The organism is Variovorax sp. SPNA7 (assembly GCF_033807855.1).
GTDB lineage: Bacteria > Pseudomonadota > Gammaproteobacteria > Burkholderiales > Burkholderiaceae_C > Variovorax > Variovorax beijingensis.
Genome location: NZ_CP138513.1, coordinates 3,528,337 through 3,554,162, shown reverse-complemented (window position 1 = coordinate 3,554,162; position 25,826 = coordinate 3,528,337). Strand labels below are relative to the sequence as shown.

Below are 25,826 nucleotides of genomic sequence, written 5' to 3'. Positions count from 1 at the left end.
GCAGCCCGCTAGCCAAACCTATAATCGATTGTTCAAGCAAATCAAGCAGTCAGGTCGGTTCGCCGCAGTGGTTTCGACGAGAGGGTCGCCATCGCCAGGCCGCCCTCGACAGAAGACGAAATCCAAAGATGAGCCAGCCCACAATCACGGTCGCGGACATCCGCAAGACCTTTCTCGATTTCTTCGCTTCCAAGGGCCACACGGTGGTGGCCTCCAGCTCGCTGGTGCCGGGCAACGACCCCACGCTCATGTTCACCAACTCGGGCATGGTGCAGTTCAAGGACGTGTTCCTCGGCGAAGACAAGCGCCCCTACGTTCGTGCCGCCTCGGTCCAGGCCTGCCTGCGCGCCGGCGGCAAGCACAATGACCTGGAGAACGTGGGCTACACCGCGCGCCACCACACCTTCTTCGAGATGCTGGGCAACTGGAGCTTCGGCGACTACTTCAAGCGCGACTCGCTGAAGTGGGCCTTCGAGCTGCTGACCCAGGTCTACAAGCTGCCGGCCGACAAGCTCTGGGCCACGGTCTACATCGAGGACGACGAGGCCTACGACATCTGGACCAAGGAAATCGGCCTGCCGCCCGAGCGCGTGGTGCGCATCGGCGACAACAAGGGCGGGCGCTACATGTCCGACAACTTCTGGATGATGGCCGACACGGGCCCCTGCGGCCCGTGCTCCGAGATCTTCTATGACCACGGCCCCGAGATCCCCGGCGGCCCGCCCGGTTCGCCCGATGAAGACGGCGACCGCTACATCGAGATCTGGAACAACGTGTTCATGCAGTTCGACATGCAGCCCGACGGCTCGGTCAAGAAGCTGCCCGCGCCCTGCGTCGACACCGGCATGGGCCTGGAGCGCCTGGCCGCGATCCTGCAGCACGTGCACAGCAACTACGAGATCGACATCTTCGACGCGCTCATCAAGGCCGCCGCGCGCGAAACCGGCGAGAAGGACCTGGGCAACAACTCGCTCAAGGTGATTGCCGACCACATCCGCGCCACCTCGTTCCTGGTGGCCGACGGCGTCATTCCGTCGAACGAAGGCCGCGGCTACGTGCAGCGCCGCATCGTGCGCCGCGCGATTCGCCACGGCTACAAGCTGGGCCAGAAGAAGCCCTTCTTCCACAAGCTGGTGCCCGACCTCGTGAAGCTCATGGGCGAGGCCTACCCCAAGCTGGTGGCCGACGAGAAGCGCATCACCGACACGCTCAAGGCCGAGGAAGAACGCTTCTTCGAGACGCTGGCCAACGGCATGGAAATCCTCGATGCGGCCCTGGCCGGCGACGCCAGGACGCTGCCGGGCGAAGTCGCCTTCAAGCTGCACGACACCTACGGCTTTCCGTTGGACCTGTCGGCCGACGTGTGCCGCGAGCGCGGCGTGAGCGTCGACGAGGCGGGCTTCAATGCCGCCATGGAAAAGCAGAAGGCCGCAGGCCGCGCCGCCGGCAAGTTCAAGATGGACCGCAACGTCGAATACGGCGGCGCGGGCAACGTCTTCACGGGCTACGAGAAGCTCGAAGAAAACGCCAAGGTCGTGGCGCTGTACTTCGAAGGCGCGGCCGTGCAGCAACTGAAGGAAGGCCAGCCCGGCATCGTGGTGCTCGACACCACGCCCTTCTATTCGGAGAGCGGCGGCCAGGTCGGTGACCAGGGCGTGCTGGTGGCCGAGGGCGTGCAGTTCGGCGTGGACGACACGCAGAAGATCAAGGCCGACGTGTTCGGCCACCACGGCACGCAGACGCAGGGCACGCTCAAGGTGGGCGACACGGTCAAGGCCGCGGTCGACACCGCGCTCCGCGCCGCCACCATGCGCAACCACTCGGTCACGCACCTGATGCACAAGGCCCTGCGCGAAGTGCTGGGCACGCACGTGCAGCAGAAGGGCTCGCTGGTCGATGCCGACAAGACGCGCTTCGACTTCGCACACAACGCACCCGTCACGCACGACCAGATCCTCGAGATCGAGAAGCGCGTGAACGCCGAGATCCTGGCCAACACCGAGACGCATGCGCGCGTGATGGACATGGAGTCGGCCCAGAAGACCGGCGCCATGATGCTGTTCGGCGAGAAGTACGGCGAGAGCGTGCGCGTGCTCGACATCGGCTCGAGCCGCGAGCTCTGCGGCGGCACCCACGTGGGCCGCACGGGCGACATCGGCCTGTTCAAGATCGTGAGCGAAGGCGGCGTGGCCGCCGGCGTGCGCCGCATCGAAGCCGTCACCGGCGCCAATGCGCTCGGCTACCTGCAGGAGCTCGAAGCCACGGTGCAGAGCGTGGCCGCCACGCTCAAGTCGCCCGCTGCCGAGCTGCAGGGCCGGCTCGTGCAGGTGCTGGAGCAGGTGAGGGCGCTGGAGCGCGAGGTGGGTTCGCTCAAGGGCAAGCTCGCGTCGTCCAAGGGCGACGAGCTGCTGGCGCAGGCGGTGGACGTCAACGGCATCAAGGTGCTGGCTGCCAAGCTCGACGGCGCCGACGCCAAGACGCTGCGCGACACCATGGACAAGCTCAAGGACAAGCTCAAGACGGCTGTCATCGTGCTGGCCGCGGTCGACGGCGCCAAGGTGCAGGTGGCTGCGGGCGTCACGAGCGACACGGTCGGCAAGGTCAAGGCCGGCGAACTGGTCAATTTTGTTGCGCAGCAGGTGGGCGGCAAGGGCGGCGGCAAGGCCGACATGGCCATGGCCGGCGGCACCGATGCCGCGGGCCTGCCGGCGGCGCTCCAATCGGTGCAAGCCTGGGTGGCGGAACGCACCTGATGGCCCGAGCCGAGGTGCCCGACCGGCCTCCCGGCGAAGTGCTGGTGATGGGGGCGGGCACCATCGGCTGCTTCGTGGGCGGCAGCTTGGCGGCGGCCGGTGTGCCGGTCACTTTCGTCGGCCGTCCGCGCGTGCTGCAGGGCCTGGCCGAACACGGCCTGGCGCTCACCGACCTGGAAGGCGGCACGCATCGGCTGCCGGCCGCGAGCCTTCGGCTGAGCGAGCAGGTGCCCGTCGGCGCGATGCCGGCACTGGTGCTGCTGTGCGTGAAGAGCGGAGCCACGGCCGCCGCCGCCGCCGAGCTCGCCTTTGCGCTGCCCGCGGGCACGCTGGTCCTCTCGCTGCAGAACGGCATTTCCAATTGCGCCGCGGCGTCGCGCGTGGGGCCCACGCTCCAGGTGCTGCCGGGCATGGTGCCCTACAACGTGGCCGAGATCGGGCCCGGCGCCTTCCACCGCGGAACGGCCGGCCGCCTGGCGGCGCAGGACGATGCGGCGCTGCGGCCCTGGCTGCCGGTCTTCGAGCGGGCCGGCGTACCGCTCGACCTTTACCCTGACCTGCTGCCGGTGCAGTGGGGCAAGCTGCTGCTCAACCTCAACAATCCCGTCAATGCGCTCTCGGGCCTGCCGCTGCGCGACGAACTGCTGCAGCGCGGCTACCGGCGCTGCTTTGCGGCGCTGATCGACGAGGCGCTGGGCGTGCTGGGCAGCGCCGGCATCGCGCCCGCGCAGGTGGCCGCGGTGCCGGCGCAGCGGCTGTCGGCCGTGCTGCGGCTGCCCGACTGGCTGTTTCGCATTGTCGCGGCGCGCATGCTGCGCATCGACGCCAAGGCCCGCTCGAGCATGGCCGACGACCTGGCGCTCGGGCGCCGCACCGAGATCGATGCGCTCAGCGGCGAGGTCGTGCGGCTCGCGCAGGACCAGGACCTGGAAGCGCCGCGCAACGCACGGATGTTCGCGCTGCTCGAGGAGTGGCCCGCGCAGCCCCGGCGCTGGACGGCACGGCAATTGCAAGACGCACTGGGCCTGTAGCGCGGACGCTGTACCCTCCGGGGGGCCATCGGTGCGCATGGTTTCAAGGGAGTGTTCTCATGCAGGTTCTGATCCTCGGCAGCGGTGTCATCGGCACCTCGGTGGCGTACTACCTGGCGCGCGCCGGCCACGACGTGACGGTGCTCGAGCGCCAGCCCGCGCCCGCGCTCGAAACGAGCTTCGGCAATGCGGGCGAGGTGTCGCCCGGCTATTCGGCGCCCTGGGCCGGACCCGGCGTGCCGCTCAAGGCCATCAAGTGGATGCTCATGCAGCACAGCCCGCTCGTGATCAAGCCCATGCTCGATCCGGCCATGTGGCGCTGGGGCCTGTCGATGCTGTGCAATTGCACGCAGGCGCGCTATGAACTCAACAAGGGCCGCATGGTCCGGCTTGCCGAATACAGCCGCGACTGCCTGAAGGCGCTGCGCGCCGACACCGGCATCCGCTACGACGAGCGCGCGCTCGGCACGCTGCAGCTCTTCCGGACCCAGAAGCAGCTCGACGGCATCGCCAAGGACGTGGAAGTGCTCCAGGCCTCCGGCGTGCCCTACCAGGTGCTCGACCGCGAAGGCTGCGTGCAGTACGAGCCGGCGCTTGCGGCCGTGAAGAACAAGTTCGTCGGCGGGCTGCGCCTGCCGGGCGACGAGACCGGCGACTGCTTCAAGTTCACGCAGGCGCTGGCGGTGCTGACCGAGGCGGCCGGCGCGAAGTTCCGCTTCGGCGTGGCCATCCAGGCCATCGAGCACGACGCCGGCGGCGTCACGGCCGTGAACACCGATGCCGGCCGCTTCACGGCCGACCGCTACGTGGTGGCGCTCGGCAGCTACTCGCCGGCCATGGTGAAGCCGCTGGGCATCGACCTGCCGGTGTACCCGGTCAAGGGCTTCTCGATCACCGTGCCCATCTCCGACGCCAGCGGCGCGCCCGAATCCACCGTGATGGACGAGACCTTCAAGGTGGCCGTCACGCGGCTGGGCGAGCGCATCCGCGTGGGCGGCACCGCGCAGCTCTCGGGCTTCGACCTGCGGCTCGATGCGAAGCGGCGCGACACGCTCGAGCATGTCGTGACCGACCTCTTTCCGAAGGGCGGCAACGTGCGCGACGCCTCCTTCTGGACCGGCCTGCGCCCCATGACGCCCGACGGCCCCCCGGTGATCGGCGACACGCGCATTCCCAACCTGTTGCTGAGCACCGGCCACGGCACGCTCGGCTGGACCATGGCGGCCGGCACCGGCCGCGTGATGGCCGACCTGATCGATGGCCGAAGCCCCGCCATCGACATGGAAGGGCTGACGGTGGCGCGCTACGGCGCGTGAGCCGAGCCGCCGGACAACCCGCCTGATAACCACCCGCCGTCGGTACGGCGGGCCGCGGCCGTGCGCGCTCGATTCAAGGGTTTGTACCTAGATTGACGAAGCCATTCGTACTCGGTATTCTTCGTCTCGTTCCATTAATAAATCATTGTTTCATTAGTGAAACAAGCAGATCAACCCACGAACGCCATGCCATCCACACGCCGACAAGCCATTGCAGCCGCCGTCGCACTGGGCGCCGCCTGCGCCACCGGGCTCGCCCGGGCCGACAGCTATCCGAGCAAGCCGATCACGCTGGTCGTCGCCTATCCGGCCGGCGGCGACACCGACGCGCTGGCGCGGCTCTTCGCCGAGAAGCTGTCGGCGCGCGTGGGCCAGCCCGTGGTGGTCGACAACCGCCCCGGCGCCAGCGGCATCATCGGCAGCGCCCATGTCTCGAAGGCGCAGCCCGACGGCTACACGCTGCTGCTTTCGCCCAGCACCTTCTCGATCGCGCAACTGGTGCTCAAGACGGGCGGCGCCTCGAGCTACGACGTGCTGAACGGCTTCACGCCGATCGTGCAGACCGGCAGCCAGCCGCTGTTCCTGGTGGCGAGCGGCGCCAGCGGCATGGCGAGCGCGAAGGACCTGGTGGCCGCGGCCAAGGGCGGCAAGCCGCTGACCTATGCGAGCCCGGGCAGCGGCTCGCCGATGCACATCCTGGGCGAGATGTTCAACCGCGCCGCGGGCGTGAACCTCGCGCACGTGCCCTACAAGGGCGTGGCGCCCGCGGTCAACGACGTGCTGGGCGGCCACGTGCCCGCCACCTTCATCACGCTGGGCCCGGTGGCGCCGCACCTCGCCAACGGCAAGATGCTGCCGCTCGCGGTGGCATCGCGCGAGCGCTCGGCCCTTGCGCCCAAAGTGCCGACGCTGCAGGAGCTCGGCTACAAGGACGTCGAGGTCACGGCCTGGAACGGCCTCTGGGGCCCGCGCAACCTGCCGCCCGAAACCGTGAAGACGCTCAACGCGCATTTCAACGAGATCCTCAAGATGCCGGACGTCGTCTCGCGCATGGCCGTTCTCGGCACCACGCCGGTGGGCGGCGGCGCCGACGTCCTCGGCAAGACCAATGCCGCGGACTTCGAGCGCTTCGGCAAGGTCATCAAGGACATCGGCATCCAGGCCGACTGAAAAAGCATGACCGAACCCAAGGCCCTTCCCGATCCCTCGAGCCTGCAGGCCCTGCTGGCCGAACTGCCCGCCAACCTGCTGGCGGGCCGCCGCATCCTCGTGACCGGCGGCGCGCGCGGGCTGGGGCTTGCGTTTGCGCAGTGCATCGCCGCGGCCGGCGCGCAGGTGGTGCTGGCCGACATCCTCGGCGAGCTGGCCGAGAGCGAAGCCAAGGTACTTCGCGATGCCGGCCACAAGGCGCATGCGTTGGCCGTCGACCTGTCGGACCCGGCCTCGATCGAAGCCTGCGCCGCGGAAGCGCTTCGCCTGCTCGGTGGGCTCGACGGCCTCGTCAACAACGCGGCCATCACCAATTCGGGCGGACGCGATGCGCACCAGCTCGACGTCGACACCTGGGACCGCGTGATGAACGTCAACGTGCGCGGCACCTGGCTCATGGGCCGCGCCTGCCGGCCCGCGCTCGCGGCCAGCGGGCGCGGTGCAGTCGTCAACCTCGCCTCCGACACCGCGCTGTGGGGCGCGCCCAACCTGCTGGCCTATGCGTCGAGCAAGGGCGCCGTCATTTCCATGACGCGTTCGCTGGCGCGCGAATGGGGCGGCGACAACATCACCGTCAACGCCGTGGCACCCGGCCTCACGCTGGTGGAAGCCACCGAGTACGTGCCGATGGCGCGCCACCAGAAGTACCTCGAAGGCCGCGCCATCCCGCGCGAGCAGCAGGCCGCCGACGTCTGCGGCGCCACGCTGTACCTGCTCTCCGGCCTCGCGCGCTTCGTGACGGGCCAGCTGCTGGCCGTCAACGGCGGCTTTGCGATGCACTGATTCAAATTTTTTCCGACGAATGGAGTGAACACGATGAGCGATCTGTCCGAACAGCAGAAGATCACAGATACCGCCGGCAGCACGCTGGCGCAGCCCGAAGGCAGCAGCCTGGCCGAGTGGATGAACAGCCGCATCGCGCGCTACGAAACCCGCAAGTACGACTGGGATGCGCTCAAGTTCCAGGCCGACCTCGACCCCAAGTTCCGCCGCGCGCAGATGCGCTACGTGGGCACGGGCGGCACTGGCGTTGCGAAGGACGTCAACACCGTGCCGGCCGAGCACTTCACCTTCTCCACCATGGTGATCCCGGCCGGGCATGAAGGCCCGCCGCACCTGCACACCGATGTGGAAGAAGTGTTCTTCCTGATCCGCGGCAAGCTCAAGGTGGTGATCGAAAAAGACGGCGAGCGCTTCGAAACGATCATGACCGACCGCGACCTGATCTCGGTGCCGCCCGGCGTGTACCGCGAAGAAATCAACATCGGCGACGAAGACGCGCTGATGTGCGTGATGCTCGGCGCGAAGAAGCCCGTGACGCCGACCTATCCGGCCGACCATCCGCTCGCGAAGATCAAGCGCTGAAGAAGAAAGAGGCCATGAACGACGCCATTGCCACCCACGCGCCGACCGCCTTGCCCGCTTCCGAGCTGGCGCTGCTGGAGGCCCGCTTTCCGGCGCGCGCCGTGCCGGTGGGCGGCGGCGCCGCGGTGTCGGTGCGCGAATGCGGCGCGGGCCCGGCCATCGTCTGCCTGCATGGCATCGGCTCGGGTGCGGCCTCGTGGCTCAACGTCGCCTTGCTGCTTGCGCCGCAGGCCCGCGTGGTCGCGTGGGATGCGCCGGGCTACGGCGCATCGACGCCGCTCGCGCCCGCGGCGCCTTCCGCGGCCGACTACGCGCAGCGGCTGCACGGCCTGCTCGATGCGCTCGACGTGCAGTCCTGCGTGCTGGTCGGCCATTCGCTCGGTGCGATCACGGCAGGCTGCGCGGCGCGCAAGGATTCGGCGCTGGCTTCGCGCATCCGGCGCCTCGTGCTCGTCAGCCCCGCGGCCGGCTATGGCGCCCCGCAGCGCGAGGAAGCCCGCCGCAAGGTGCGCGCCGAGCGGCTTGCCACGCTCGACGAGCTCGGCATCGCCGGCATGGCCGCGAAGCGCGCGGGCCGGCTGGTGTCCGCCAACGCCAGCGAACTCGCGCGCCAGTGGGTGCAGTGGAACATGGCGCAACTCAACGGGGGCGGCTATCGCCAGGCCGTCGAACTGCTGTGCAATGCCGACCTGCTGGCCGACCTGCCGCCCGCCATGCCGGTGCGCGTGGCCTGCGGCGCGCTCGACGCCGTCACCACGCCCGAGGCCTGCGCCGAAGTCGCGCGCCGGTGCGGCGTGCCGCTCGAGCCGATTGCCGATGCCGGGCACGCGAGCTACGTGGAGCAGCCGCAGGCCGTTGCCGCACTGCTGCGCGAAGCACTGGCCGCCTGACAGGCCTGATAGAAGACACACGACAAGACCACCAACGGGAAGAACGAACCACCATGGCCACCAACGACAACGAGACAATGGAAGAGGGCGGCGAGCGCTACAACGTGCCGGCGCTCGAACGCGGCCTGCGCGTGCTGTGCGAGTTCAGCCGCGAGAGCCGCACGCTCTCCGCGCCCGAGCTGGCGCGCCGCCTCGACCTGCCGCGCTCGACCGTGTTCCGGCTTCTCACCACGCTGGAGAACATGGGTTTTCTCGAGCGCGCCGAAGGCGGGCGCGACTACCGCCTGGGCCTGGCCGTGCTGCGCCTGGGCTTCGAATACCTGGCCTCGCTGGAACTCACGCAACTGGGCGCGCCGCTGCTCAACCGCCTGTGCGACGAACTGCGCACGCCCTGCAACCTGGTGGTGCGCGACGGCCGCTCCATCGTCTACGTGGCCAAAGTGGCGCCGCCCACGCCCTTCGCAAGCTCGGTCACCGTGGGCACGCGCCTGCCGGCCCATGCCACGGTGCTCGGCCGCGTGCTGCTCGAAGACCTCACGCTGCCGCAGCTGCGCGCGCTCTACCCCGAAGACAGGCTCGAGACCTTCTCGCCGAGCACGCCCAAGACCGTGAGCGAGCTGTTCGACATGGTGCAGGCCGACCGCACGCGCGGCTATGTGCTGGGCGAAGGCTTCTTCGAATCGAACATCTCCAGCATTGCGGCGCCGGTGCGCGACCACAGCGGCCATATCGTGGCGGCGCTGGGCGCGACCATCACCTCGGGCCACATCGAGGAGAACCGCATGGACGAGATGGTGCAGCGCGTGCGCGCCACCGCCGAAGAAATTTCGGGCCTCTTGAACTACTCGCCCGCCCGCGCGCAAAAGGTGGTGCCGCTTCGCAGCGCATGAACCACGCCATGACACAGCCATCTTCTTCTTCCTTCTTTGCCGCCGACGCACTGGCGGGCCGCGTGGCCGTGGTCACGGGTGGTTCCTCGGGCATCGGCCTGGCCACGGTCGAGCTGCTGCTCGAATGCGGCGCCGCGGTGGCGCTGTGCGGGCGCAATGCCGGGCGGCTGGAGCGCGCGGTTGCAGGCCTGCGCGAGAAGCACCCTGACGCGCGGCTCTTCGCGCAACCCTGCGACGTGCTCGACGGCCCCTCGGTGCGCGCCTTTGCGGCCGCCAGCGAGGCCGCGCTCGGCCCGGCCTCGATGCTGGTCAACAACGCGGGGCAGGGGCGGGTCTCCACCTTCGCCGATACCGACGACGCGGCCTGGACCGAAGAGCTCAGCCTGAAGTTCTTCTCGGTCATCAACCCGACGCGCGCCTTCCTGCCGCAGCTCGCTGCGCAGCGGATCGTGCACGGCGACGCCGCCATCGTCTGCGCCAACTCGCTGCTCGCGCGCCAGCCCGAGCCGCACATGGTCGCCACCTCGGCCGCGCGCGCCGGCCTGCTGAACCTGGTGCGCTCGATGGCCACCGAGTTCGCACCGCAGGGAGTGCGCGTGAACGGCATCCTGATCGGCCTGGTCGAGTCGGGCCAGTGGCGCCGCCGCTTCGAGGCGCGCGAAGACCAGTCGCAGGACTGGGCCGCATGGAGCGGCCAGCTCGCGCAGAACAAGCACATCCCGCTGGGCCGCCTGGGGCTTCCGACCGAAGCCGCGCGCGCCATTCTTTTCCTCGCTTCACCGCTCGCGTCGTACACGACCGGCAGCCACATCGATATTTCCGGAGGCCTTTCGCGCCATGCATAACCCGAACAACAACACGGTCACGGTCGGCGCAGTCGTCGCGGCCTTTCTCGAACAGTGCGGCGTCAAGGCGGCATTCGGTGTGATCTCGATCCACAACATGCCGATCCTCGATGCCTTCGCGCAGCGCGGCGCGATCCGCTTCGTGCCGGCGCGCGGCGAGGCCGGGGCCGGCAACATGGCCGACGCCTATGCGCGCTCCACGGCAAGCCTGGGCGTGTGCCTCACGAGCACCGGCCCGGCGGCCGGCAACATCGCGGGCAGCATGGTCGAGGCGCTGACGGCCGGTGCGCCGCTGCTGCACATCACGGGGCAGATCGAGACGCCGTACCTCGACAAGGGCATGTCGTACATCCACGAGGCGCCCGACCAGCTCACCATGCTCAAGGCGGTGTCGAAGGCGGCCCTGCGGGTGCGCAGCGTGGAGACCGTGCTCGGCACGCTCAAGCGCGCGGTGCAGCTTGCATTGACGGCGCCGACCGGCCCGGTCAGCGTGGAGATCCCGATCGACATCCAGTCCGCGCTCACGACCATGCCGGCCGACCTGTCGCCGCTGCCGATCGAGCGGCCCGTGCCTTCGGCCGCATCGCTCGACGCACTGGCGGCGCGCCTGGTTGCCGCCAGGCGCCCGATGCTGTGGGTCGGCGGTGGCGCGCGCCATGCGGGCGCCGCGATCCGCCGGCTGCAGAAGCTCGGCTTCGGCGTGGTCACGACCACGCAGGGCCGCGGCACGGTGCCCGAGGACGATGCGGGTTCGCTCGGCTCCTACAACATCCACAAGCCGGTCGAGGCGCTCTACCAGCGCTGCGATGCGATGCTGGTCGTCGGCTCGCGGCTGCGCGGCAACGAAACGCTCAAGTACGAGCTGAAGCTGCCGCGCCCGCTGCTGCGCATCGATGCCGACGCCGCCGCCGAAGGCCGCGGCTACGCCACCGAGCTGTTCGTCTACGGCGATTCCGCGCTGGCGCTCGAAGGCCTGGCCGACCGACTCGAATCCGCGAAGTACAGCGCCGACCCGGCGCTGCTTGCCGAACTGCGCGCCGCACACGCGCAGGCCGTGGCCTCGCTGACCGACGGCCTCGGTCCCTACGCCGCGCTCGTGAAGGAGCTGCAGGCTGCAGCCGGCCGCAGCTTCAACTGGGTGCGCGACGTCACGGTGTCGAACAGCACCTGGGGCAACCGCGAGCTGCGCATCTTCGAGCCGAGCGCGGGCGTGCATGCGACGGGTGGCGGCATCGGGCAGGGCATGCCGATGGCCATCGGCGCGGCCATCGGTGCGGCCGAGACGGGCTCGGGCCGCAAGACCTTCTGCCTGGCCGGCGATGGCGGCTTCATCCTGAACCTCGGCGAGCTTGCCACCGCGGTGCAGGAGCAGGCCGACATGGTGATCGTGCTCATGAACGACAAGGGCTACGGCGTCATCAAGAACATCCAGGACGCGCAGTACGGCGGCCGCCGCTGCTATGCCGACCTGCATACGCCCGACTACGCGATGCTGTGCGCCTCGCTGGCCCTGCCGCATGCGCGCGTGCAGCGCATGGACGAGCTGAAGGCGAAGCTCGGCGAGGCGCTGGCAAGGAAGGGCCCGTTCCTGCTCGAGATCGACATGCTGTCGATCGGCGAATTCAAGAGCGCCTTCGCGGGCCCGCCGACCAACACCGTGACCCAGATCCCGGCGCTCGGCAAGGCTGCCGCCGCGTCGGTGGAGTGATCGGCATGGCCGCGTTGCGCGTTGCACTCATCGGCTGCGGTGCCATCGGCACTTCGGTGCTCGAACTGCTCAAGGGCGATACCGCGCTGGCGGTGGCGGCCATCGTCGTGCCTGAAGAAGGCGTGGCCGCTGCGCAGAGGCTTGCGCCCGGCGTGCCGGTTGCAAGCCGCGTGCCGGCTTCAGGCATCGACCTCGTGGTCGAGACGGCCGGCCATGCGGCCATCGAGGAGCATGTGCTGCCGGCGCTCGCACGCGGCACGCCGTGCATCGTCGCCTCGGTGGGCGCGCTGTCGGCTGCGGGCCTCGCCGAAAGGCTCGAAGCCGCCGCCACTGCCGGCCGCACCCAGGTGCAATTGATCGCGGGCGCCATCGGTGCCATCGATGCGCTGGCAGCCGCCCGCATCGGCGGGCTCGACAGCGTGCGCTACACGGGCCGCAAGCCGCCGCAGGCCTGGAAGGGCACGCCGGCCGAGCAGGGCCGCGACCTCGATGCGCTGACCGAGGAAACCGTGATCTTCGAAGGCTGCGCACGCGAGGCGGCACAGCTCTATCCCAAGAACGCCAATGTCGCGGCGACCGTGTCGCTCGCGGGGCTGGGGCTCGACAAGACGATGGTGCGGCTGATCGCCGATCCGGCCATCGCCGACAACGTGCACACGGTCGAGGCCGAGGGCGCCTTCGGCAGCTTCGAGCTGACCATGCGCAACAAGCCGCTCGCAGCCAACCCCAAAACCTCCGCGCTCACCGTGTACAGCGCGGTGCGCGCGCTGCGCAACCGGGCCGCGGCACTCGCCATCTGAGCCATTCCCACCATGATCTCTTCCGAACTTCTTCCGATCTGCGTTGCCGGCGAGTGGCGCCTGGGCGGCGGCGACGTGTACGAGAGCCTCTATCCCGCCACGGGCGAGCCGATCGCGCGCCTCAGGGCCGCAAGCCTGGCCGACGTCGAGGAAGCCATCACGCGCGCCGACCACGCGTTCCGCAACAGCGGCTGGGCCCAGCGCCTGCCGCACGAGCGCGCCGCCGTGCTGCACCGCGTGGCGCAGCTGATCCGCGAAGAAGGCGAATTGCTCGCGCAGAAGCAGCGCCTGGACAACGGCAAGCCGATCAACGAAACGCGCAACCTCGTGGCCAGCGCGGCCGGCACCTTCCAGTTCTTCGCGGCCGCGCTCGAAACGCTCGAAGAAACCATCACGCCTTCGCGCGGCGCCTTCGTCACGATGAGCGTGCACGAGCCCATGGGCGTGGTCGCGGCCATCACGCCGTGGAACTCGCCGATCGCGAGCGAAGCGCAGAAGCTCGCGCCCGCGCTGGCGGCCGGCAACGCGGTGGTCGTGAAGCCCGCCGAAGTCACGCCGCTGATGGCGCTGGAACTCGCGCGCATCTGCGAGCAGGCCGGCGTGCCGAAAGGCATCGTCAGCGTGCTGCCAGGCAAGGGCTCGGTCATCGGCGATGCGATCACGAAGCACCCGCTGGTCAAGCGCGTGTCGTTCACCGGCGGCACCACCACCGGCAAGCACATTGCGCACATCGCGGCCGACAAGATGATGCCGGTGTCGCTGGAGCTGGGCGGCAAGTCGCCGACCATGGTGCTCGACGATGCCGACCTCGACCATGCGGTGAGCGGGGTGCTCTACGGCATCTTCAGCTCGTCGGGCGAATCGTGCATCGCGGGCTCGCGGCTTTTCGTGGCGCGCGGCATCTACGACGAGTTCCTCACGCGGCTGGCCGAAGGCGCCAACGCCTTGCGCGTGGGCGACCCGGCCTCGGAGCGCACGCAGATGGGCCCGCTCATCACCGCCAGGCACCGCGAGGGCATCGAGCGCTATGTGGAACTGGGCGTGTCCGAAGGCGGGCGCATCCGCACCGGCGGCGTGCGTCCGCATGGCGGCGAGTACGACAAGGGCTACTTCTATCGGCCGACGATCATCGAAGGCCTGGACAACAGTGCGCGCATCAGCCAGGAAGAGATCTTCGGCCCGGTGCTGGTCGCAATGCCCTTCGACGACGAGGAGTCGCTGATCGCGCAGGCCAACGACAGCGTCTACGCGCTGGCCGCGGGCGTCTGGAGCCGCGACTTCAAGCGCGCCTGGAAGCTCGGCCGCGCGGTGCAGGCGGGCACGGTCTGGGTCAATACCTACAAGCAGTTCTCGGTCTCCACCCCCTTCGGCGGCTGGCGCGACAGCGGCCTGGGCCGCGAGAAGGGCCGCGAAGGCATCTTCCAGTACATGGAGCAAAAGAGCATGTACTGGGGCACCAACGAACAACCTCTGCCCTGGGCACTGACATGAGCGTACTTGGCATCGACCAGATCACCTATGGGGCGGACGACCTGCCCACCTGCCGCCGTTTCTTCGAGGACTGGGGCCTCGCGCTGAAGTCGGAAGCGGCCGACGAGCTCGTCTTCGAGTGCCTCAACGGCTGCAAGGTGGTCGTCGCGGCGTTGGACAAGGCGGGCCTGCCGCCCGCGATGGAAGAGGGCCCGACGCTGCGCGAAGTGGTGTGGGGCGTGGAAAGCGAAGCGGACCTCGACCGCTACGCCGCCGCCATCGCCCAGGACCCGGCCTTCTTCGACGGCACCACCGACGGCGCGCGCCGTATCGGCTGCATCGACCCCAACGGCCTGGCCGTGCGCCTGCAGGTCAGCCGCAAGCATGCGGTCGAGCTCGACTGCGGCGCCATGAACACCTGGAACGCCAAGCCGCGCATCAACCAGCCGGCACCGGTCTACGAGCGTGCGACGCCGATCGAAGTCGGCCACGTCGTGTTCTTCGTGAGCGACGTGGCGGCCACCAGCGCGTTCTATGCGCAGCGTTTCGGCTTCATCTCGTCCGACAGCTATCCGAACCGCGGCGCGTTCATGCGCTGCGCGCCGGAGGGCGGCCACCACGACCTGTTCCTGCTGCAAATTCCTTCGGGCAAGCGCGGACTCAACCATGTGGCCTTTACCGTGCGCGACATCCACGAAGTGTTCGGCGGCGGCCTGCATTTTTCGCGCCGCGGCTGGGAAACGCAACTGGGCCCGGGGCGGCACCCGGTGTCGTCGGCTTACTTCTGGTACTTCAAGAATCCGGCCGGCGGCCTGATCGAGTACTACGCGGACGAAGACCAGCTTACCGCCGACTGGCAGCCGCGCGAGTTCGAGCCGGGCCCCACGGTGTTTGCCGAATGGGCGGTCGACGGCGGCCTCGATGGCAACACGCGCCGCCAGAAGAACGCGGAAGGCCCGAAAGGCGCCTTCCTCACAGAGAAAAAGTGAATCCGACAACCACGACCATGCAACGACGTCTTTCCCTTTCCCTTTCCCTTGTGTTCGCCGCGCTGTCGGCCTTCGCCATTGCTTCGCCCGCGCGTGCCCAGGGCGACGCGCAGAAGCAGCTCTCGAGCGACCGCTTCACCATCGTCTCGCCGTTCCCGCCCGGCGGCCCGGTCGACACACTGGCGCGCGTGCTTTCGGACGGGCTCGCCAAGCGCTACGGCCAGGCCGCGGTGGTCGAGAACCTGGTCGGCGCGGCCGGCAACATCGGCATCGACAAGGTCAAACGCGCCAAGGGCGACGGCCACACGCTGCTGGTGGTGCCCGCGGGCAACCTCACGATCAACCCCACGCTGATGCCGAACTTCCCGTTCGACATCGAGAAGGATTTCGTGCCCGTCACCATGCTGGCCAAGGCGCCCAATGTGCTGGTGGCCTCGCCCTCGTCGGGCATCAGGAGCGCGAAGGATCTGGTGGCGCAGGCCAAGGCCAGGCCCGGCACGCTGTCGTATGCCTCGCCCGGCGTGGGCAGTGGCCTGCATCTGGCGGGCGAGCTGTTCAAGCAGCAGGCCGGCATCGACCTGCTGCACGTGCCCTACAAGGGCACGGCGCCCGCACTCAACGACGTGCTCGGCGGCGTGGTGCCGCTGATGTTCAGCAACCTGCCCGCGACCATGTCCTTCATCAAGAATGGCAAGCTCGTTGCGCTGGGCGTGACCGAAACCGCGCGCAGCCCCGCCGCGCCCGACATTCCCACGCTGGCGGAGCAGGGCATCCAGGGCGTGGCCGTGACCTCGTGGTATGGCCTGCTGGCACCCAAGGGCACGCCGCCCGCGGTGGTCGAGCAGCTCGCCAAGGACGCGGCCGAGATGCTGGCCCAGCCCGACGTGCGCGAGCGCCTCAAGGCCCAGGGCATGACCGACGCCGCCATGAAGCCGTCCGCCTTTGCCGCGCACATCCGCGACGAGACGGCCGTGTGGGCCAAGGTCATCAAGGCCCGCAACATCGTGGCCGAGTGAGCCGCCCCTTTCACATCCACCTCACCCCACGGAGGCAACCATGCAACAAGACCGCTACCTGCAACCGCACCAGGCGCGCCAGCGCCCCGCGACCACCTATGAAGACCTGCTGGGCGACGTGATCGAGCGTGCCTTTGCCGACGGCATCCACGACCTGCCCGGCCTCGTGCAGCGGCTCAACGACAGCGGCCTGGCCACCCCCGGCGGGCAGCCGTGGACCGAGGCGCTGTACCGCAAGGAAATGGCCACGCTGGCCGCCTGAGGAGCATCACACCATGACCATTGCCATTACCCCCGTTGCCGCAGATCCGGTCGATCACCTGCTCGAGATCGGCCTGAAGGATCTCTGGTATCCGATCTGCCCCTCGCACTTCATCAAGGAGAACCCCGTCTCGCTGCGCCGCCTGGGCCGCAAGATCGCGCTGTGGCGCGACGGCGAAGGCGTGCTGCATGCGCTGGAAGACCGCTGCCCGCACCGCGGCGCGCCGCTGTCGCAGGGCGTGGTGCTGGGCGACCGGCTCTCGTGTCCCTACCACGGCGTGGAAGTGCGCCATGACGGCGTCGTCACGCGCGTGCCCGGCAGTCCGGGCTGCAAGCTCGAAGGCTCGCAGGCCACGCGGCACTTCCATGTGCAGGAGCGTGCGGGCGCCGTCTTCCTCTACAACGGGAAGGAATCGGTCGACGTGCCGCCGCCGCTGGTGCTGCCCGAGCAGCTCACGGACGATGCCGAGTATTCGAGCTTCCTTTGCTACACCGAGTGGAAGGGCGACTACCGCTACGTGCTCGACAACGTGATGGACCCGATGCACGGCACCTACCTGCACAAGCAGTCGCATTCGATGGCCGAGGGCGATTCGACGGCCAAGTTCGGCATCCGCCAGACCGACACCGGCTTCGTGTTCGAGAAGGAAGGCCAGCGCAACGTCAACTTCGACTGGACCGAATGGGCCGACACCGGCATCCACTGGATGCGGCTGGAAATTCCGTATCCGAAGACCGGCGGCCCCGGCGGCAACTTCATCATCATCGGTGCCTTCTCGCCGATCGTGAAGGGCATGACGGCCACCTTCTTCTGGCGCGTGCGCAAGCTGCCGCAGGGCTGGGAGCGCGACACCTGGCGCTTCCTCTACAAGAACCGCCTCGAGGTGCGCCACTGGCACGTGCTGGAGCAGGACCGCGTGATGCTCGAAGAGATGGAGCCCGACGCCAACCAGCACGAGAACCTGTACCAGCACGACCTGGGCATCGTGCGCCTGCGCCGCCATATGCGGAACCTGGCGCAAGCCCAGCTCGTGGAACCCGCCGCAGCCACGGCCTGATCCATAGAAAGCTTTGCCATGTCTTCCCCCACGCTGAACGCCCTGGTGCACACGATGCGCTACGAGGCCGACGGCATCGTCAGCGTCGAGTTCCGGCCGGCTTCGCCCGAAACGGAGTTTCCCGCCTTCGAGGCCGGCTCCCACATCGACCTGCACCTGCCCAACGGCCTGGTGCGCAGCTACTCGCTGTGCAATCCGTCGAGCGACCGGCAGCGCTACGTGGTCGGCGTGCTCAACGACCGCAAGAGCCGCGGCGGCTCGCGCTACGTGCATCAACAGTTGCGCGTGGGCATGACGCTGCCGATCTCGGTGCCACGCAACAACTTCAAGCTGGAAGAGGGCGCGGGCCATTCGGTGCTGGTGGCCGGCGGCATCGGCGTGACGCCCATCTGGTGCATGCTGCAGCGGCTCGCGGCGCTGGGCAAGCCGGTGGAACTGGTCTACTGCGCGCGCACCCGCAAGGAGGCCGCCTTCTGCGATGCGATCGAGGCGCTGGCGTGCGAGAACGCGGTGCCGATCACCTGGCACTTCGACGACGAGAAGGGCGCGCCGCCCGACCTGGCCGCGCTGCTGGCCGGCAAGGGCACCACCAGCCACTACTACTGCTGCGGCCCCACGCCGATGCTCGATGCCTTCGAGAAGAGCTGCGAGACGCTGGGCTATGCCAATGCCCACATCGAGCGCTTTGCCGCGGTGCACGTGGAGGCGCCGAGTGCCACGCAGGGCTGCGTGGTCGAGTGCGCCAAGAGCGGCCGGTGCGTCGAGGTGCCCCCCGGAAAGTCGATCCTCGACAGCCTGATCGATGCCGGCCTGAACCCCGACCACAGCTGCAAGGAAGGCGTCTGCGGCGCCTGCGAAACAACCGTGCTCGAAGGCGAGATCGACCACCACGACGGCATCCTCACCAAGATCGAACGTGCGTCCAACAAGACCATGATGATCTGCGTCTCTCGCTGCAAGGGCGAGCGGCTGGTGCTCGATATCTGAGATTCCCCCACCAAAGCAAGAAAGCGTAGAGAGACATCCCATGAAAAAGTACGTGTTCGCGCTGGCTTCGGCCGGCGCGGCTGGCGCAGCGCTGGCCCAATCTTCCGTCACCCTGTTCGGCGTGGTCGACGCGGCCGTCACCCACACGCGCGGCAGCGGCGACGGATCGGCCCGCAAGACGCAGCTGACCAGCAGCGGCAACATGTTCAGCCGCATCGGCTTCCGCGGAACCGAGGACCTGGGCGGCGGCCTCTCGGCGGGCTTCTGGCTCGAGGCCGGCCTGCAGAACGACAGCGGCACGGGCTTTCCCTCGAACACGAACAACCAGGCCAGCGGCAACGGCACGCCGGGCGTGCTGAGCTTCAACCGCCGCTCGACGCTGAGCCTCGCGGGTCCGTTCGGCGAAGTGCGCCTGGGCCGCGACTACGTGCCGGCCTTCTGGAACACGGCCATCTTCGATCCGTTCGGAACCGGCGGCGGCATCGGCGCCAACCATATCTATTTCTCGGGCCTTGGTGGCCTGCCCGCGCCCACCGGCACGCGCGCGTCGAACAGCATCGGCTACTTCCTGCCGGGCAACCTGGGCGGCTTCTACGGACAGGCCATGTATGCGATGGGCGAGAACGACTCGACCTCGGTGCTGCCGGGCACGCTGCGCTCGAACCGCCGCGACGGCAGCCACGTGGGCTTTCGCTTCGGCTATCTGCAGGGCGGCTTCAACATTGCGCTGGCCACCGGCAAGACGCGCTACGCGAGCGGCGACCTCCGCGTGACCAACCTCGGCGCGTCCTACACCTTCGGTCCCTCGCTGATGAGCCTGAAGCTCACGGGCGAGCTCTACACCGAGTCGAAGGGCAGCACCGACGGCAAGGGCGCGCTGATCGGCTTCCAGCTGCCGGTCGGCCCGGGCGAGATCAAGGGTTCGTATGCGCACTACCGGCTCGAGCCCGCGGGTGCCGCACTGAAGCCGACCACCTCGAAGTTCGCGATCGGCTATGTGCACAACCTCTCGAAGCGCACCGCGCTGTACGCCACCTTCGCGCGCATCGGCAACCGCAATGGCGCGGCACAAGCGCTTGCGGGCGCCATCACCATGCCGAACCGCGCCTCCAGCGGCACGGAGTTCGGCATGCGCCACATCTTCTAGGGCCTGTTCGCGCGCATGGTGTGGCTATGGGGTCACACCGAATGCATTCCGCTTTCCCGTTCAGTGCAGTGCGCATGGCATGAAGAAAGAACCATCTTCGTAGTGCCTTGCGCGCGCGTGTTCGATGACTCCATTTGTCGTATGGCGCGCGAACATTTTGAGAGCGAAAAGTTCCGTGCTTCGTTGACGCTGTCATCTTCGATCAGCTAAAAATGTGCGCACTTCCAAGGAGGGAGAGCGCACGTGAAGCTACCCACAACAGCTACAAGAGAACCTGCCGCAGCGGCCGCCATTTCGATGGCCGCTGCGGCGCATGAAGCCGCAGCGCCAGCGCGCTTGCGCTAAGCCTACCGCTCAGGCATCCAGCCCAGCCCGGCATTCCATCGCCCTCGCACTCGACGGGAATGGAACCCATCACTCCCCGCATCCTGGGACCGCCCGCATCGCTTGCGCTGCGGTCTGGTGCTGCGCGTTCGCGCCGCGCCGGCTGAAAAAAGCAAGGCATTGCCGTGCCGTGTTTCCTGGCGAACCTCTGGTTCGGCGGGAGGGCGCGGTGCTGCCTGTTCGATGTGTTGTTCATCCATTCCTGCGCGCGTCCGCGCACTGCCGGCTACCCGCCGGCGCAAGCGGGGCGGCGCTCGTTGTCCTTACCAAGAGGCGATCATCATGAAGAAACTTGCCAAGCCAGTCGTCGGCCATCTTGCCATCACCGCCGTGACCCTTGCCGTGCTCACGGCCTGCGGTGGCGGAGGAGGCGGCGGCGACGCTTCCCTGGGCGGTGCCGGGCTGAACGCGTCCGCGCCCTCGCTCGACAGTCCTGCCGCCTCGTCCCCGGCGCCCAACGACGGCCCTGTGCTTGCACCCGAGTCTTCGGTGGCGCAGGTCGACCGCTCCGTGAAGCCGATGGAGCTGCCCGACACCGTCTGGCCCATCAACTACAAGCTGTGGTTCAGGCCCGATGCGGCGCTGAAGACCTTCGTGGGGCGCGGTGACGTGGAGATCGAGGTGCTCAAGCCGGTCGATGCCATCGTGGTTGCCGCGCACGACCTCAAGTTTGCGAACGGCCGCACCACCTTGCGCAAGCTGTCGAACCCTTCGGAGGTGATTGCGCTGGTGCCCACGCCGCAGACGCTGGGCGACTTCGTCCAGCTACGGCGCAATGACGGGCAGATCGCCAAGGGCAAGTACCTGCTGCACATGGAGTGGGACGGCAAGATCCAGTTCTCCGACGCGGAGTACTGCCCGCCCGACGAGATGGCGCGCAATCCGTTCTGCTCGGCCGCCACCGGCATCTTCAAGGTGGGCCTTTCCACGCCCGAGGGCGTGAGCAGCGATGCGATCGTGACGCAGGGCGAAACCAACTTTGCGCGGCAATGGTTCCCGGGCTGGGACGAGCCGGCCTTCCGCCACACCTTCGAGATCTCCGCCGAGGTGCCGGGCGACTGGCAGACCGTGTCGAACGCCGCGCAGAAGTCGGCCGTCAAGCTGCCCGATGGCTACCAGCAGGTGTCGTTCGAGAAGACGCCTTCGATGCCGATGTACCTCGCGTTCTTCGGTGGCGGCAAGTTCGACATTCTCTCGGACACCTTCAAGAACCCGCTCGACGGCAGCGAGATGCCGCTGCGCTGGTTCACTCCGCCGGGCCGCTCCACCTGGGCCACCTTTGCCATGGAGTGGACCAAGGTGGCGATGGACTACTACTACAACTACACCGGAATTCCACTGCCGTTCAAGAAGTTCGATACCGTGGCAGCCAACGACAGCTACGACAACAAGCCCAACACCGGCTTCGGCGGCATGGAGAACTGGGGTTCGATCTTCGAGTTTGCCGACCGCGTGCTGACCAGGCCGGGCGACACGCCCACGCTGTATTCGGTGACGGTGGTGACGCACGAGATCGCGCACCAGTGGTTCGGCGACCTCGTCACGCTCGACTGGTGGGACAACGTATGGCTCAACGAATCGTTCGCGCGCTGGTTCGACCGCCGCACCACGATCAAATTCCACCCGAACTACTACAGCTTCTCCGACTACGTGCTTGACAAGCACGCCGTGATCGTGGCCGACCTGAAGGACACGGCGGTGCCGGTGCAGCGCAACCTCAACGATGCGGGTTCGTTCGGCTTCATCAGCCCGTCGATCTTCGTCTACAACAAGGGCAGCCATGTGCTGGAGATGGTGCAGAACTACATCGGCGAGGAGGCGATGCAGAAGGGCCTGCAGATCTACCTGAAGGATTACGCCTTCGGCAATGCCACGCCGTCGCGGCTGTGGACCTCCATCGAGAAGGCGAGCGGTGGCAAGAAGGTGGCGGACATCGGCGACAGCTTCATCCGCCAGACCGGCGTGCCGCTGCTGACGGTGGACGCGCAATGCGCGGGCGACCGCACCTACGTGTCGATCAGCCAGGAGTCGTTCCCGAACCAGAACGCCTATCCGGCCTCGGCGTGGACCATTCCCGTGACGCTGGCCTACGGCGACGCGATGGAGCAGCGCAAGAGCTTCGTCATGGCGACCAGCACCACGCAGCTGGATCTTCCGGGCTGCACCGCGGTGCTGGCAGGGCCCACGGGGCAGGACTACTACGTGAGCAACTACAGCACGCAGTCATGGAGCGACCTGCTGGCCAAGGCGCAGAACTTTGCCGACAACAAGCCGCTCCTGCTGAACATCGAGCGGGACGCGTTCCGCCTGCTGTCGGTGGGGCGCATCACGCAGGGGCAGTACGACCAGATCAAGGGCGTTCTCAACCTGCCGACGACGCTCTTGGCCAAGACCGAGGCAAGCCAGCAGAAGATGAGGGCGCAGGAGGCCGGCGGCAAGGAAGACTATCCGCACGCGCTGCGCTACCAGGGCAGCCTGAAGCTGCGCGGCAACGAGAAGCGCTGAGGACGCACCATCATGAAAAAGTCACTCAACTGCCTTGCGGCCGGCCTGTCGTCGCTGCTGTTGCTGGCCGGCTGCGGCCCGCGCGCCGAGCCCGAGGCGCAGCTGGTCGGTGTCTATGCCGTGAAGAAGAACGGCGCGCTGCGCGAGCTGGTCAAGATCGAGCGCCAGGGCGGCCGCTACATCATGCGCGACAAGGTCCGCACCCCCGAGTGGAGCGAACCGAAGATGCAGATGCAGCCTGTGACGCGCGAGCGCTGGAACCGGATCACCACCGACAGCGAGAACACCGCGTTTGTCGGCGTGTCGAGCGACCAGCTCGCGATCTTCAAGGTGCTGCCGGGGTGGCAGAAGAACAGCTTCAAGACGGAGACCGGCTACTTCCTGTTCTATTCGCAGGGGCCGGTGGAGGCGTACAAGCTGTGACGCGGTTCTTGCGTTTGCGTTGAAGGGGAGGGCGCGGGAGCGGGTTCGGGTTCATTCAGGGCGCGCTCCCGCCGACGGGGTACCTTGCTCCGCGAATGTCCCCCGGCCTGCGGCCTCCTCCTTGATTTCGCTGCGCAAGGCACCCCATCAGCGGGAGCGTGATCAGAGCACTGGTTGATCAGCGATACACCAGCAACGTGCCCTGGTGCACAGGGCATCGGGTGCTCCCCGCAGCGAAATAAAGGAGGAGGGGCGTAGCCCCGGGGGACATTCGCGGAGGGGAGTACCCGGTGGCCTGTGCACGCGCCCTGAAAAACAGCGCCGAGAACTAAGGGCCAGTTGAACCCGGCGCCACGATCGCACCTTCAATGCGATGACGCTCAAGCGCGTCGGCAACAAAGCCGCTCGCCTTCATCTCCTCGACAAAGGAAGACAGCAGCGCCTGCGCCTGCGCACCGCGGCTCGCGGGCGTGCCCATGGCCTGCTGGATCACCATGAAGCGGCCGGGCAGCACGCGCACACCCGACTCGCGCCGCGCTTCGGCTTCGAGCAGTTGGCGAATGCCGGCGGCCACCTCGACCTCGCCTGAACGCAGTGCCGCCAATGCAGCGGCCGCGCCCTGGAGCCGGACGATCTCGGCCTGCTGGATCTCGCGCGTGAGGAACAGGTCGTAGGCGCTGCCCGCGCCGACCGAGATGCGATGGCCCTTGGCATCGACCTGCGCGTTGTCGGTGAACCCAGATGACTCGCGCACGAGGTAGCTGCCTTCGATCAGCACATAAGGCGCGGTGAACAGCAGCCCTTCGCTGCGCGCCGGGTCGATCGCGAAGAAGCCGATGTCGGCCTTCTCGTTCTTCATCGCGTCGACCGAGGCCGCCGCCTTCTCGAACACCACGAGCTCGATGCCCACGCCAAGCCTGCGCGCGAACTCCCGCGCGAGATCGATCGACACGCCCACCGGTTCGCCGGTGGCCGCATCCTTGTTCGCGAGGATCGGGTTGCCGAGGTTGATCGATGCGCGCAGCGTGCCGCCGGGCGCGAAGGCGGAGACAAGGGCGGGGGCAACAGCTTGGTTCATGGCGTGCATCGTCCGGGAAAGAGGATGGGCGCCAGTTTACTGAGCCGTTGTTTCAGCGCGCCGTCAGCGGCTCCAGCCCCGTCTTTGCAATGGTCGGCGCCGCTTCGAGCGAGTTGAGATGGCGGATCAGCTGGCGCGCCGCATCGGGCTGCTTCGAGGCCGTGGCAATGCCGGCCGAGAACACCGTCACGCGCTGCACTTCCGCGGGCAGCGGCCCGATGTAGTCGATGCCCGCGATCGGCAGCAGTTCGCTCACCTGCTGCAGCCCGAGCGCCGCGTCGCCGCGTGCCACCACGGTGCCCACGCGCTCGCTCAGGATGCGCTTGCTCTTGGGCTTGACCTGGTCCTCGATGCCGAGCTTCTTGAGCAGTTCGGTCTCGTAGTAGGTGCCGCTGGCGCTGGCCGAGTAGGCGATCGAAGGCGCCGCCAGCAAGGTGCGCTTGAGCGCATCGACCGTCGAGATGTCGGGCTTGGGCGCGCCCTTGCGCACCGCAAAGCCGATCGAGGAGCGCACCAGGTCGACCTGGCTGCCCGGCACCACCTTGCCTTGGGCCACCAGCGCATCGAGCGCGGGCCGCGCGAGGATCACCACGTCGGCCGGCTCGTTGCGCGAGAGCCGGCTTGGAATGGAGTCTTCGGCATTGCCCATGGAGGCGCCATACGCGGTCTTGACCGTGCGGCCGCTGCTGCGTTCGAAGCCGGGGCGCAGCTCGTTGTACGCGGCCGTGAAGCCGCCCGAGGTCATCACGTGGATGTCGCCGGCCGCGGGCGGCCGGCTGCCGAGGCTGCCGCATGCGGCAAGAACGGATGCCGCAGCCAGCAGGCTGGCGCGGCGGGTCAGGCGGTTGAGCGAGAAGGTGGGGGTCTTCATGGTGTCTCCTGATGAATTTCCCTCGATCGTAGGCAGCGAGGCTGTCAATCGGCCTTCAGCGCCTTCGGGGTAAACACCAAGGTCTGTGGCCCCCGGCTGGCAGAATCCGGGGCGAGCGGCCTTGCTGCCTTTCACACCCATGACCTACCTTCGCAGCGTGCTCGTCGATGCGCCGCTGCGCGACGTGCTGTGGCAGGCGCTGATGCAGGGCGCGGTCGCGGGCTTGCTGGGGCTGTGGATCTTCGGCGCGGCCGTCGCGCGCCTTGGTGCGTCGCAGGCGGCGGCGTTCGGAGGGCTGGCACCCGTTTTTTCCGCAGTGGGCGGATGGTGGTGGCTGGCCGAGCCCGTCACGGGTGTCGACCAAGTCGCCATTGCCAGTGCCGTGATCGGCGTGACGCTGGCCAGCGGTGCCTGCACGCGCGCTGCGCGCATGGAATCAACCGCGGGGTAGATCGAACTCGCGCAGCATCACCGGCTCGATCGAGCCCTGCGCCACCCGTCGGCGCACGGCCGCTTCGAGCTGGTCTGCGTACTGTGCGTAGATCTCCATCGGGTCGTCGCCCTGCGCGCCGGGGCGGAAGCGGTAGCGCAGGACGTCCTTGCTGATGCTCGCGCCCATGTGCTGGCCATCGATGAGCACCCAGAAGCGGACCGTGCCGGAGGCCTCGTGGAAGAAGGGTGGATCGACGGGGTCCGTCCCGGAAAGAGGCTGTTCAGACATGGCGTGTGTTCCGGTAGGAGGAGCCTCAGGATACGCTCATCGAGTACCCCTTTTCTCCGGCGCCCGGGCAGTGGTGGCTCCTGGGCCGAATCTCCTGCTGTCCTACACG

At 68.1% G+C, this 25,826-nt stretch carries 24 protein-coding genes; 21 read left to right on the top strand and 3 right to left on the bottom strand.

Annotated elements, in window-relative coordinates; all coding sequences use genetic code 11:
• Window positions 1–128 precede the first annotated feature (128 nt).
• The 20 genes from alaS to RZE77_RS16600 all read left to right on the top strand — a co-directional run bounded on the left by alaS (window position 129) and on the right by RZE77_RS16600 (window position 23,047).
• A complete protein-coding gene (gene alaS / locus RZE77_RS16695; protein ID WP_319438408.1) occupies window positions 129–2,753 on the top strand; it encodes an alanine--tRNA ligase in 2,625 nt (874 codons plus the stop codon).
• Window positions 2,753–3,784, top strand: a complete 1,032-nt coding sequence (locus RZE77_RS16690) for a 2-dehydropantoate 2-reductase (protein WP_319438407.1) — start codon at window positions 2,753–2,755, stop codon at window positions 3,782–3,784. The genes alaS and RZE77_RS16690 overlap by 1 nt, the downstream gene beginning before the upstream one ends.
• A 59-nt stretch (window positions 3,785–3,843) precedes the next feature.
• Window positions 3,844–5,100: a D-amino acid dehydrogenase gene (locus tag RZE77_RS16685; RefSeq protein ID WP_319438406.1), complete on the top strand. Its 1,257-nt coding sequence runs from the start codon at window positions 3,844–3,846 to the stop codon at window positions 5,098–5,100.
• Between the two features lie 186 nt (window positions 5,101–5,286).
• A complete protein-coding gene (locus tag RZE77_RS16680; RefSeq protein ID WP_319438405.1) occupies window positions 5,287–6,270 on the top strand; it encodes a Bug family tripartite tricarboxylate transporter substrate binding protein in 984 nt (327 codons plus the stop codon).
• 6 nt (window positions 6,271–6,276) lie between these two features.
• Window positions 6,277–7,092: an SDR family oxidoreductase gene (locus RZE77_RS16675; RefSeq protein ID WP_319438404.1), complete on the top strand. Its 816-nt coding sequence runs from the start codon at window positions 6,277–6,279 to the stop codon at window positions 7,090–7,092.
• Between the two features lie 33 nt (window positions 7,093–7,125).
• Entirely contained in the window at window positions 7,126–7,674 is a 549-nt protein-coding gene (locus RZE77_RS16670) for a cupin domain-containing protein (RefSeq protein WP_012748269.1), read from the top strand.
• 14 nt (window positions 7,675–7,688) lie between these two features.
• Complete coding sequence (locus RZE77_RS16665) at window positions 7,689–8,564, top strand: alpha/beta fold hydrolase (protein WP_319438403.1); 876 nt, start codon at window positions 7,689–7,691, stop codon at window positions 8,562–8,564.
• Between the two features lie 53 nt (window positions 8,565–8,617).
• Entirely contained in the window at window positions 8,618–9,454 is an 837-nt protein-coding gene (locus RZE77_RS16660) for an IclR family transcriptional regulator (protein WP_319438402.1), read from the top strand.
• Window positions 9,455–9,462: 8 nt separating this feature from the next.
• Window positions 9,463–10,299 (top strand): SDR family oxidoreductase, encoded by an 837-nt coding sequence (locus tag RZE77_RS16655; protein WP_319438401.1) that lies wholly within the window; start codon window positions 9,463–9,465, stop codon window positions 10,297–10,299.
• Window positions 10,292–12,007 carry a thiamine pyrophosphate-binding protein gene (locus tag RZE77_RS16650; RefSeq protein ID WP_319438400.1) on the top strand — a complete coding sequence of 572 codons (1,716 nt, stop codon included), beginning with the start codon at window positions 10,292–10,294 and terminating at the stop codon, window positions 12,005–12,007. Before RZE77_RS16655 ends, RZE77_RS16650 begins: the two co-directional genes overlap by 8 nt.
• Before the next feature lie 5 nt (window positions 12,008–12,012).
• Complete coding sequence (locus RZE77_RS16645; protein ID WP_319438399.1) at window positions 12,013–12,807, top strand: aspartate dehydrogenase; 795 nt, start codon at window positions 12,013–12,015, stop codon at window positions 12,805–12,807.
• 12 nt (window positions 12,808–12,819) lie between these two features.
• The gene (locus RZE77_RS16640) at window positions 12,820–14,298 is read left to right on the top strand and encodes an aldehyde dehydrogenase (protein ID WP_319438398.1); all 1,479 of its coding nucleotides are present in this window, start codon (window positions 12,820–12,822) and stop codon (window positions 14,296–14,298) included.
• Window positions 14,295–15,266 carry a VOC family protein gene (locus tag RZE77_RS16635; RefSeq protein ID WP_319438397.1) on the top strand — a complete coding sequence of 324 codons (972 nt, stop codon included), beginning with the start codon at window positions 14,295–14,297 and terminating at the stop codon, window positions 15,264–15,266. The genes RZE77_RS16640 and RZE77_RS16635 overlap by 4 nt, the downstream gene beginning before the upstream one ends.
• A gap of 17 nt (window positions 15,267–15,283) precedes the next feature.
• Window positions 15,284–16,282 carry a Bug family tripartite tricarboxylate transporter substrate binding protein gene (locus RZE77_RS16630; protein ID WP_319438396.1) on the top strand — a complete coding sequence of 333 codons (999 nt, stop codon included), beginning with the start codon at window positions 15,284–15,286 and terminating at the stop codon, window positions 16,280–16,282.
• Between the two features lie 40 nt (window positions 16,283–16,322).
• On the top strand, window positions 16,323–16,544 hold the full coding sequence (locus RZE77_RS16625; protein WP_012748259.1) for a recombinase-like helix-turn-helix domain-containing protein: 222 nt from the start codon (window positions 16,323–16,325) through the stop codon (window positions 16,542–16,544).
• Window positions 16,545–16,557: 13 nt separating this feature from the next.
• Window positions 16,558–17,601, top strand: a complete 1,044-nt coding sequence (locus RZE77_RS16620) for an aromatic ring-hydroxylating dioxygenase subunit alpha (protein WP_319438395.1) — start codon at window positions 16,558–16,560, stop codon at window positions 17,599–17,601.
• Window positions 17,602–17,619: 18 nt separating this feature from the next.
• Window positions 17,620–18,588: a PDR/VanB family oxidoreductase gene (locus RZE77_RS16615; RefSeq protein ID WP_319438394.1), complete on the top strand. Its 969-nt coding sequence runs from the start codon at window positions 17,620–17,622 to the stop codon at window positions 18,586–18,588.
• Between the two features lie 40 nt (window positions 18,589–18,628).
• A complete protein-coding gene (locus RZE77_RS16610) occupies window positions 18,629–19,735 on the top strand; it encodes a porin (protein WP_319438393.1) in 1,107 nt (368 codons plus the stop codon).
• A 666-nt stretch (window positions 19,736–20,401) separates the two neighbouring features.
• A complete protein-coding gene (locus RZE77_RS16605; RefSeq protein WP_319438392.1) occupies window positions 20,402–22,624 on the top strand; it encodes a M1 family metallopeptidase in 2,223 nt (740 codons plus the stop codon).
• Window positions 22,625–22,636: 12 nt separating this feature from the next.
• Complete coding sequence (locus tag RZE77_RS16600; RefSeq protein WP_319438391.1) at window positions 22,637–23,047, top strand: hypothetical protein; 411 nt, start codon at window positions 22,637–22,639, stop codon at window positions 23,045–23,047.
• Between the two features lie 328 nt (window positions 23,048–23,375).
• Here the strand turns inward: RZE77_RS16600 and RZE77_RS16595 are convergent, their stop codons facing one another.
• Both RZE77_RS16595 and RZE77_RS16590 read right to left on the bottom strand, forming a co-directional pair.
• Window positions 23,376–24,125: a transporter substrate-binding domain-containing protein gene (locus RZE77_RS16595; protein WP_319438390.1), complete on the bottom strand. Its 750-nt coding sequence runs from the start codon at window positions 24,123–24,125 to the stop codon at window positions 23,376–23,378.
• A gap of 52 nt (window positions 24,126–24,177) precedes the next feature.
• Window positions 24,178–24,996, bottom strand: a complete 819-nt coding sequence (locus tag RZE77_RS16590; protein ID WP_319438389.1) for a substrate-binding domain-containing protein — start codon at window positions 24,994–24,996, stop codon at window positions 24,178–24,180.
• 139 nt (window positions 24,997–25,135) lie between these two features.
• Between RZE77_RS16590 and RZE77_RS16585 the strand changes: the two genes are divergently transcribed.
• On the top strand, window positions 25,136–25,447 hold the full coding sequence (locus RZE77_RS16585; RefSeq protein ID WP_319438388.1) for an EamA family transporter: 312 nt from the start codon (window positions 25,136–25,138) through the stop codon (window positions 25,445–25,447).
• On the opposite strand, the gene RZE77_RS16580 is transcribed toward RZE77_RS16585, so the two are convergent.
• Window positions 25,433–25,717, bottom strand: coding sequence for a DUF1488 family protein (locus RZE77_RS16580; RefSeq protein ID WP_319426469.1), 285 nt, complete (start codon window positions 25,715–25,717; stop codon window positions 25,433–25,435). The genes RZE77_RS16585 and RZE77_RS16580 overlap by 15 nt on opposite strands.
• Between the last annotated feature and the right edge of the window lie 109 nt (window positions 25,718–25,826).

Coding starts and splice junctions, on each gene's coding strand:
- RZE77_RS16605 (WP_319438392.1), top strand. CDS start 20,402: ATGAAGAAACTTGCCAAGCCAGTCGTCGGCCATCTTGCCATCACCGCC.
- RZE77_RS16585 (WP_319438388.1), top strand. CDS start 25,136: ATGACCTACCTTCGCAGCGTGCTCGTCGATGCGCCGCTGCGCGACGTG.
- RZE77_RS16610 (WP_319438393.1), top strand. CDS start 18,629: ATGAAAAAGTACGTGTTCGCGCTGGCTTCGGCCGGCGCGGCTGGCGCA.
- RZE77_RS16600 (WP_319438391.1), top strand. CDS start 22,637: ATGAAAAAGTCACTCAACTGCCTTGCGGCCGGCCTGTCGTCGCTGCTG.
- RZE77_RS16685 (WP_319438406.1), top strand. CDS start 3,844: ATGCAGGTTCTGATCCTCGGCAGCGGTGTCATCGGCACCTCGGTGGCG.
- RZE77_RS16580 (WP_319426469.1), bottom strand. CDS start 25,717: ATGTCTGAACAGCCTCTTTCCGGGACGGACCCCGTCGATCCACCCTTC.
- RZE77_RS16630 (WP_319438396.1), top strand. CDS start 15,284: ATGCAACGACGTCTTTCCCTTTCCCTTTCCCTTGTGTTCGCCGCGCTG.
- RZE77_RS16590 (WP_319438389.1), bottom strand. CDS start 24,996: ATGAAGACCCCCACCTTCTCGCTCAACCGCCTGACCCGCCGCGCCAGC.
- RZE77_RS16680 (WP_319438405.1), top strand. CDS start 5,287: ATGCCATCCACACGCCGACAAGCCATTGCAGCCGCCGTCGCACTGGGC.
- RZE77_RS16660 (WP_319438402.1), top strand. CDS start 8,618: ATGGCCACCAACGACAACGAGACAATGGAAGAGGGCGGCGAGCGCTAC.
- RZE77_RS16670 (WP_012748269.1), top strand. CDS start 7,126: ATGAGCGATCTGTCCGAACAGCAGAAGATCACAGATACCGCCGGCAGC.
- alaS (WP_319438408.1), top strand. CDS start 129: ATGAGCCAGCCCACAATCACGGTCGCGGACATCCGCAAGACCTTTCTC.
- RZE77_RS16615 (WP_319438394.1), top strand. CDS start 17,620: ATGTCTTCCCCCACGCTGAACGCCCTGGTGCACACGATGCGCTACGAG.
- RZE77_RS16595 (WP_319438390.1), bottom strand. CDS start 24,125: ATGAACCAAGCTGTTGCCCCCGCCCTTGTCTCCGCCTTCGCGCCCGGC.
- RZE77_RS16675 (WP_319438404.1), top strand. CDS start 6,277: ATGACCGAACCCAAGGCCCTTCCCGATCCCTCGAGCCTGCAGGCCCTG.
- RZE77_RS16645 (WP_319438399.1), top strand. CDS start 12,013: ATGGCCGCGTTGCGCGTTGCACTCATCGGCTGCGGTGCCATCGGCACT.
- RZE77_RS16650 (WP_319438400.1), top strand. CDS start 10,292: ATGCATAACCCGAACAACAACACGGTCACGGTCGGCGCAGTCGTCGCG.
- RZE77_RS16635 (WP_319438397.1), top strand. CDS start 14,295: ATGAGCGTACTTGGCATCGACCAGATCACCTATGGGGCGGACGACCTG.
- RZE77_RS16620 (WP_319438395.1), top strand. CDS start 16,558: ATGACCATTGCCATTACCCCCGTTGCCGCAGATCCGGTCGATCACCTG.
- RZE77_RS16690 (WP_319438407.1), top strand. CDS start 2,753: ATGGCCCGAGCCGAGGTGCCCGACCGGCCTCCCGGCGAAGTGCTGGTG.
- RZE77_RS16655 (WP_319438401.1), top strand. CDS start 9,463: ATGACACAGCCATCTTCTTCTTCCTTCTTTGCCGCCGACGCACTGGCG.
- RZE77_RS16640 (WP_319438398.1), top strand. CDS start 12,820: ATGATCTCTTCCGAACTTCTTCCGATCTGCGTTGCCGGCGAGTGGCGC.
- RZE77_RS16625 (WP_012748259.1), top strand. CDS start 16,323: ATGCAACAAGACCGCTACCTGCAACCGCACCAGGCGCGCCAGCGCCCC.
- RZE77_RS16665 (WP_319438403.1), top strand. CDS start 7,689: ATGAACGACGCCATTGCCACCCACGCGCCGACCGCCTTGCCCGCTTCC.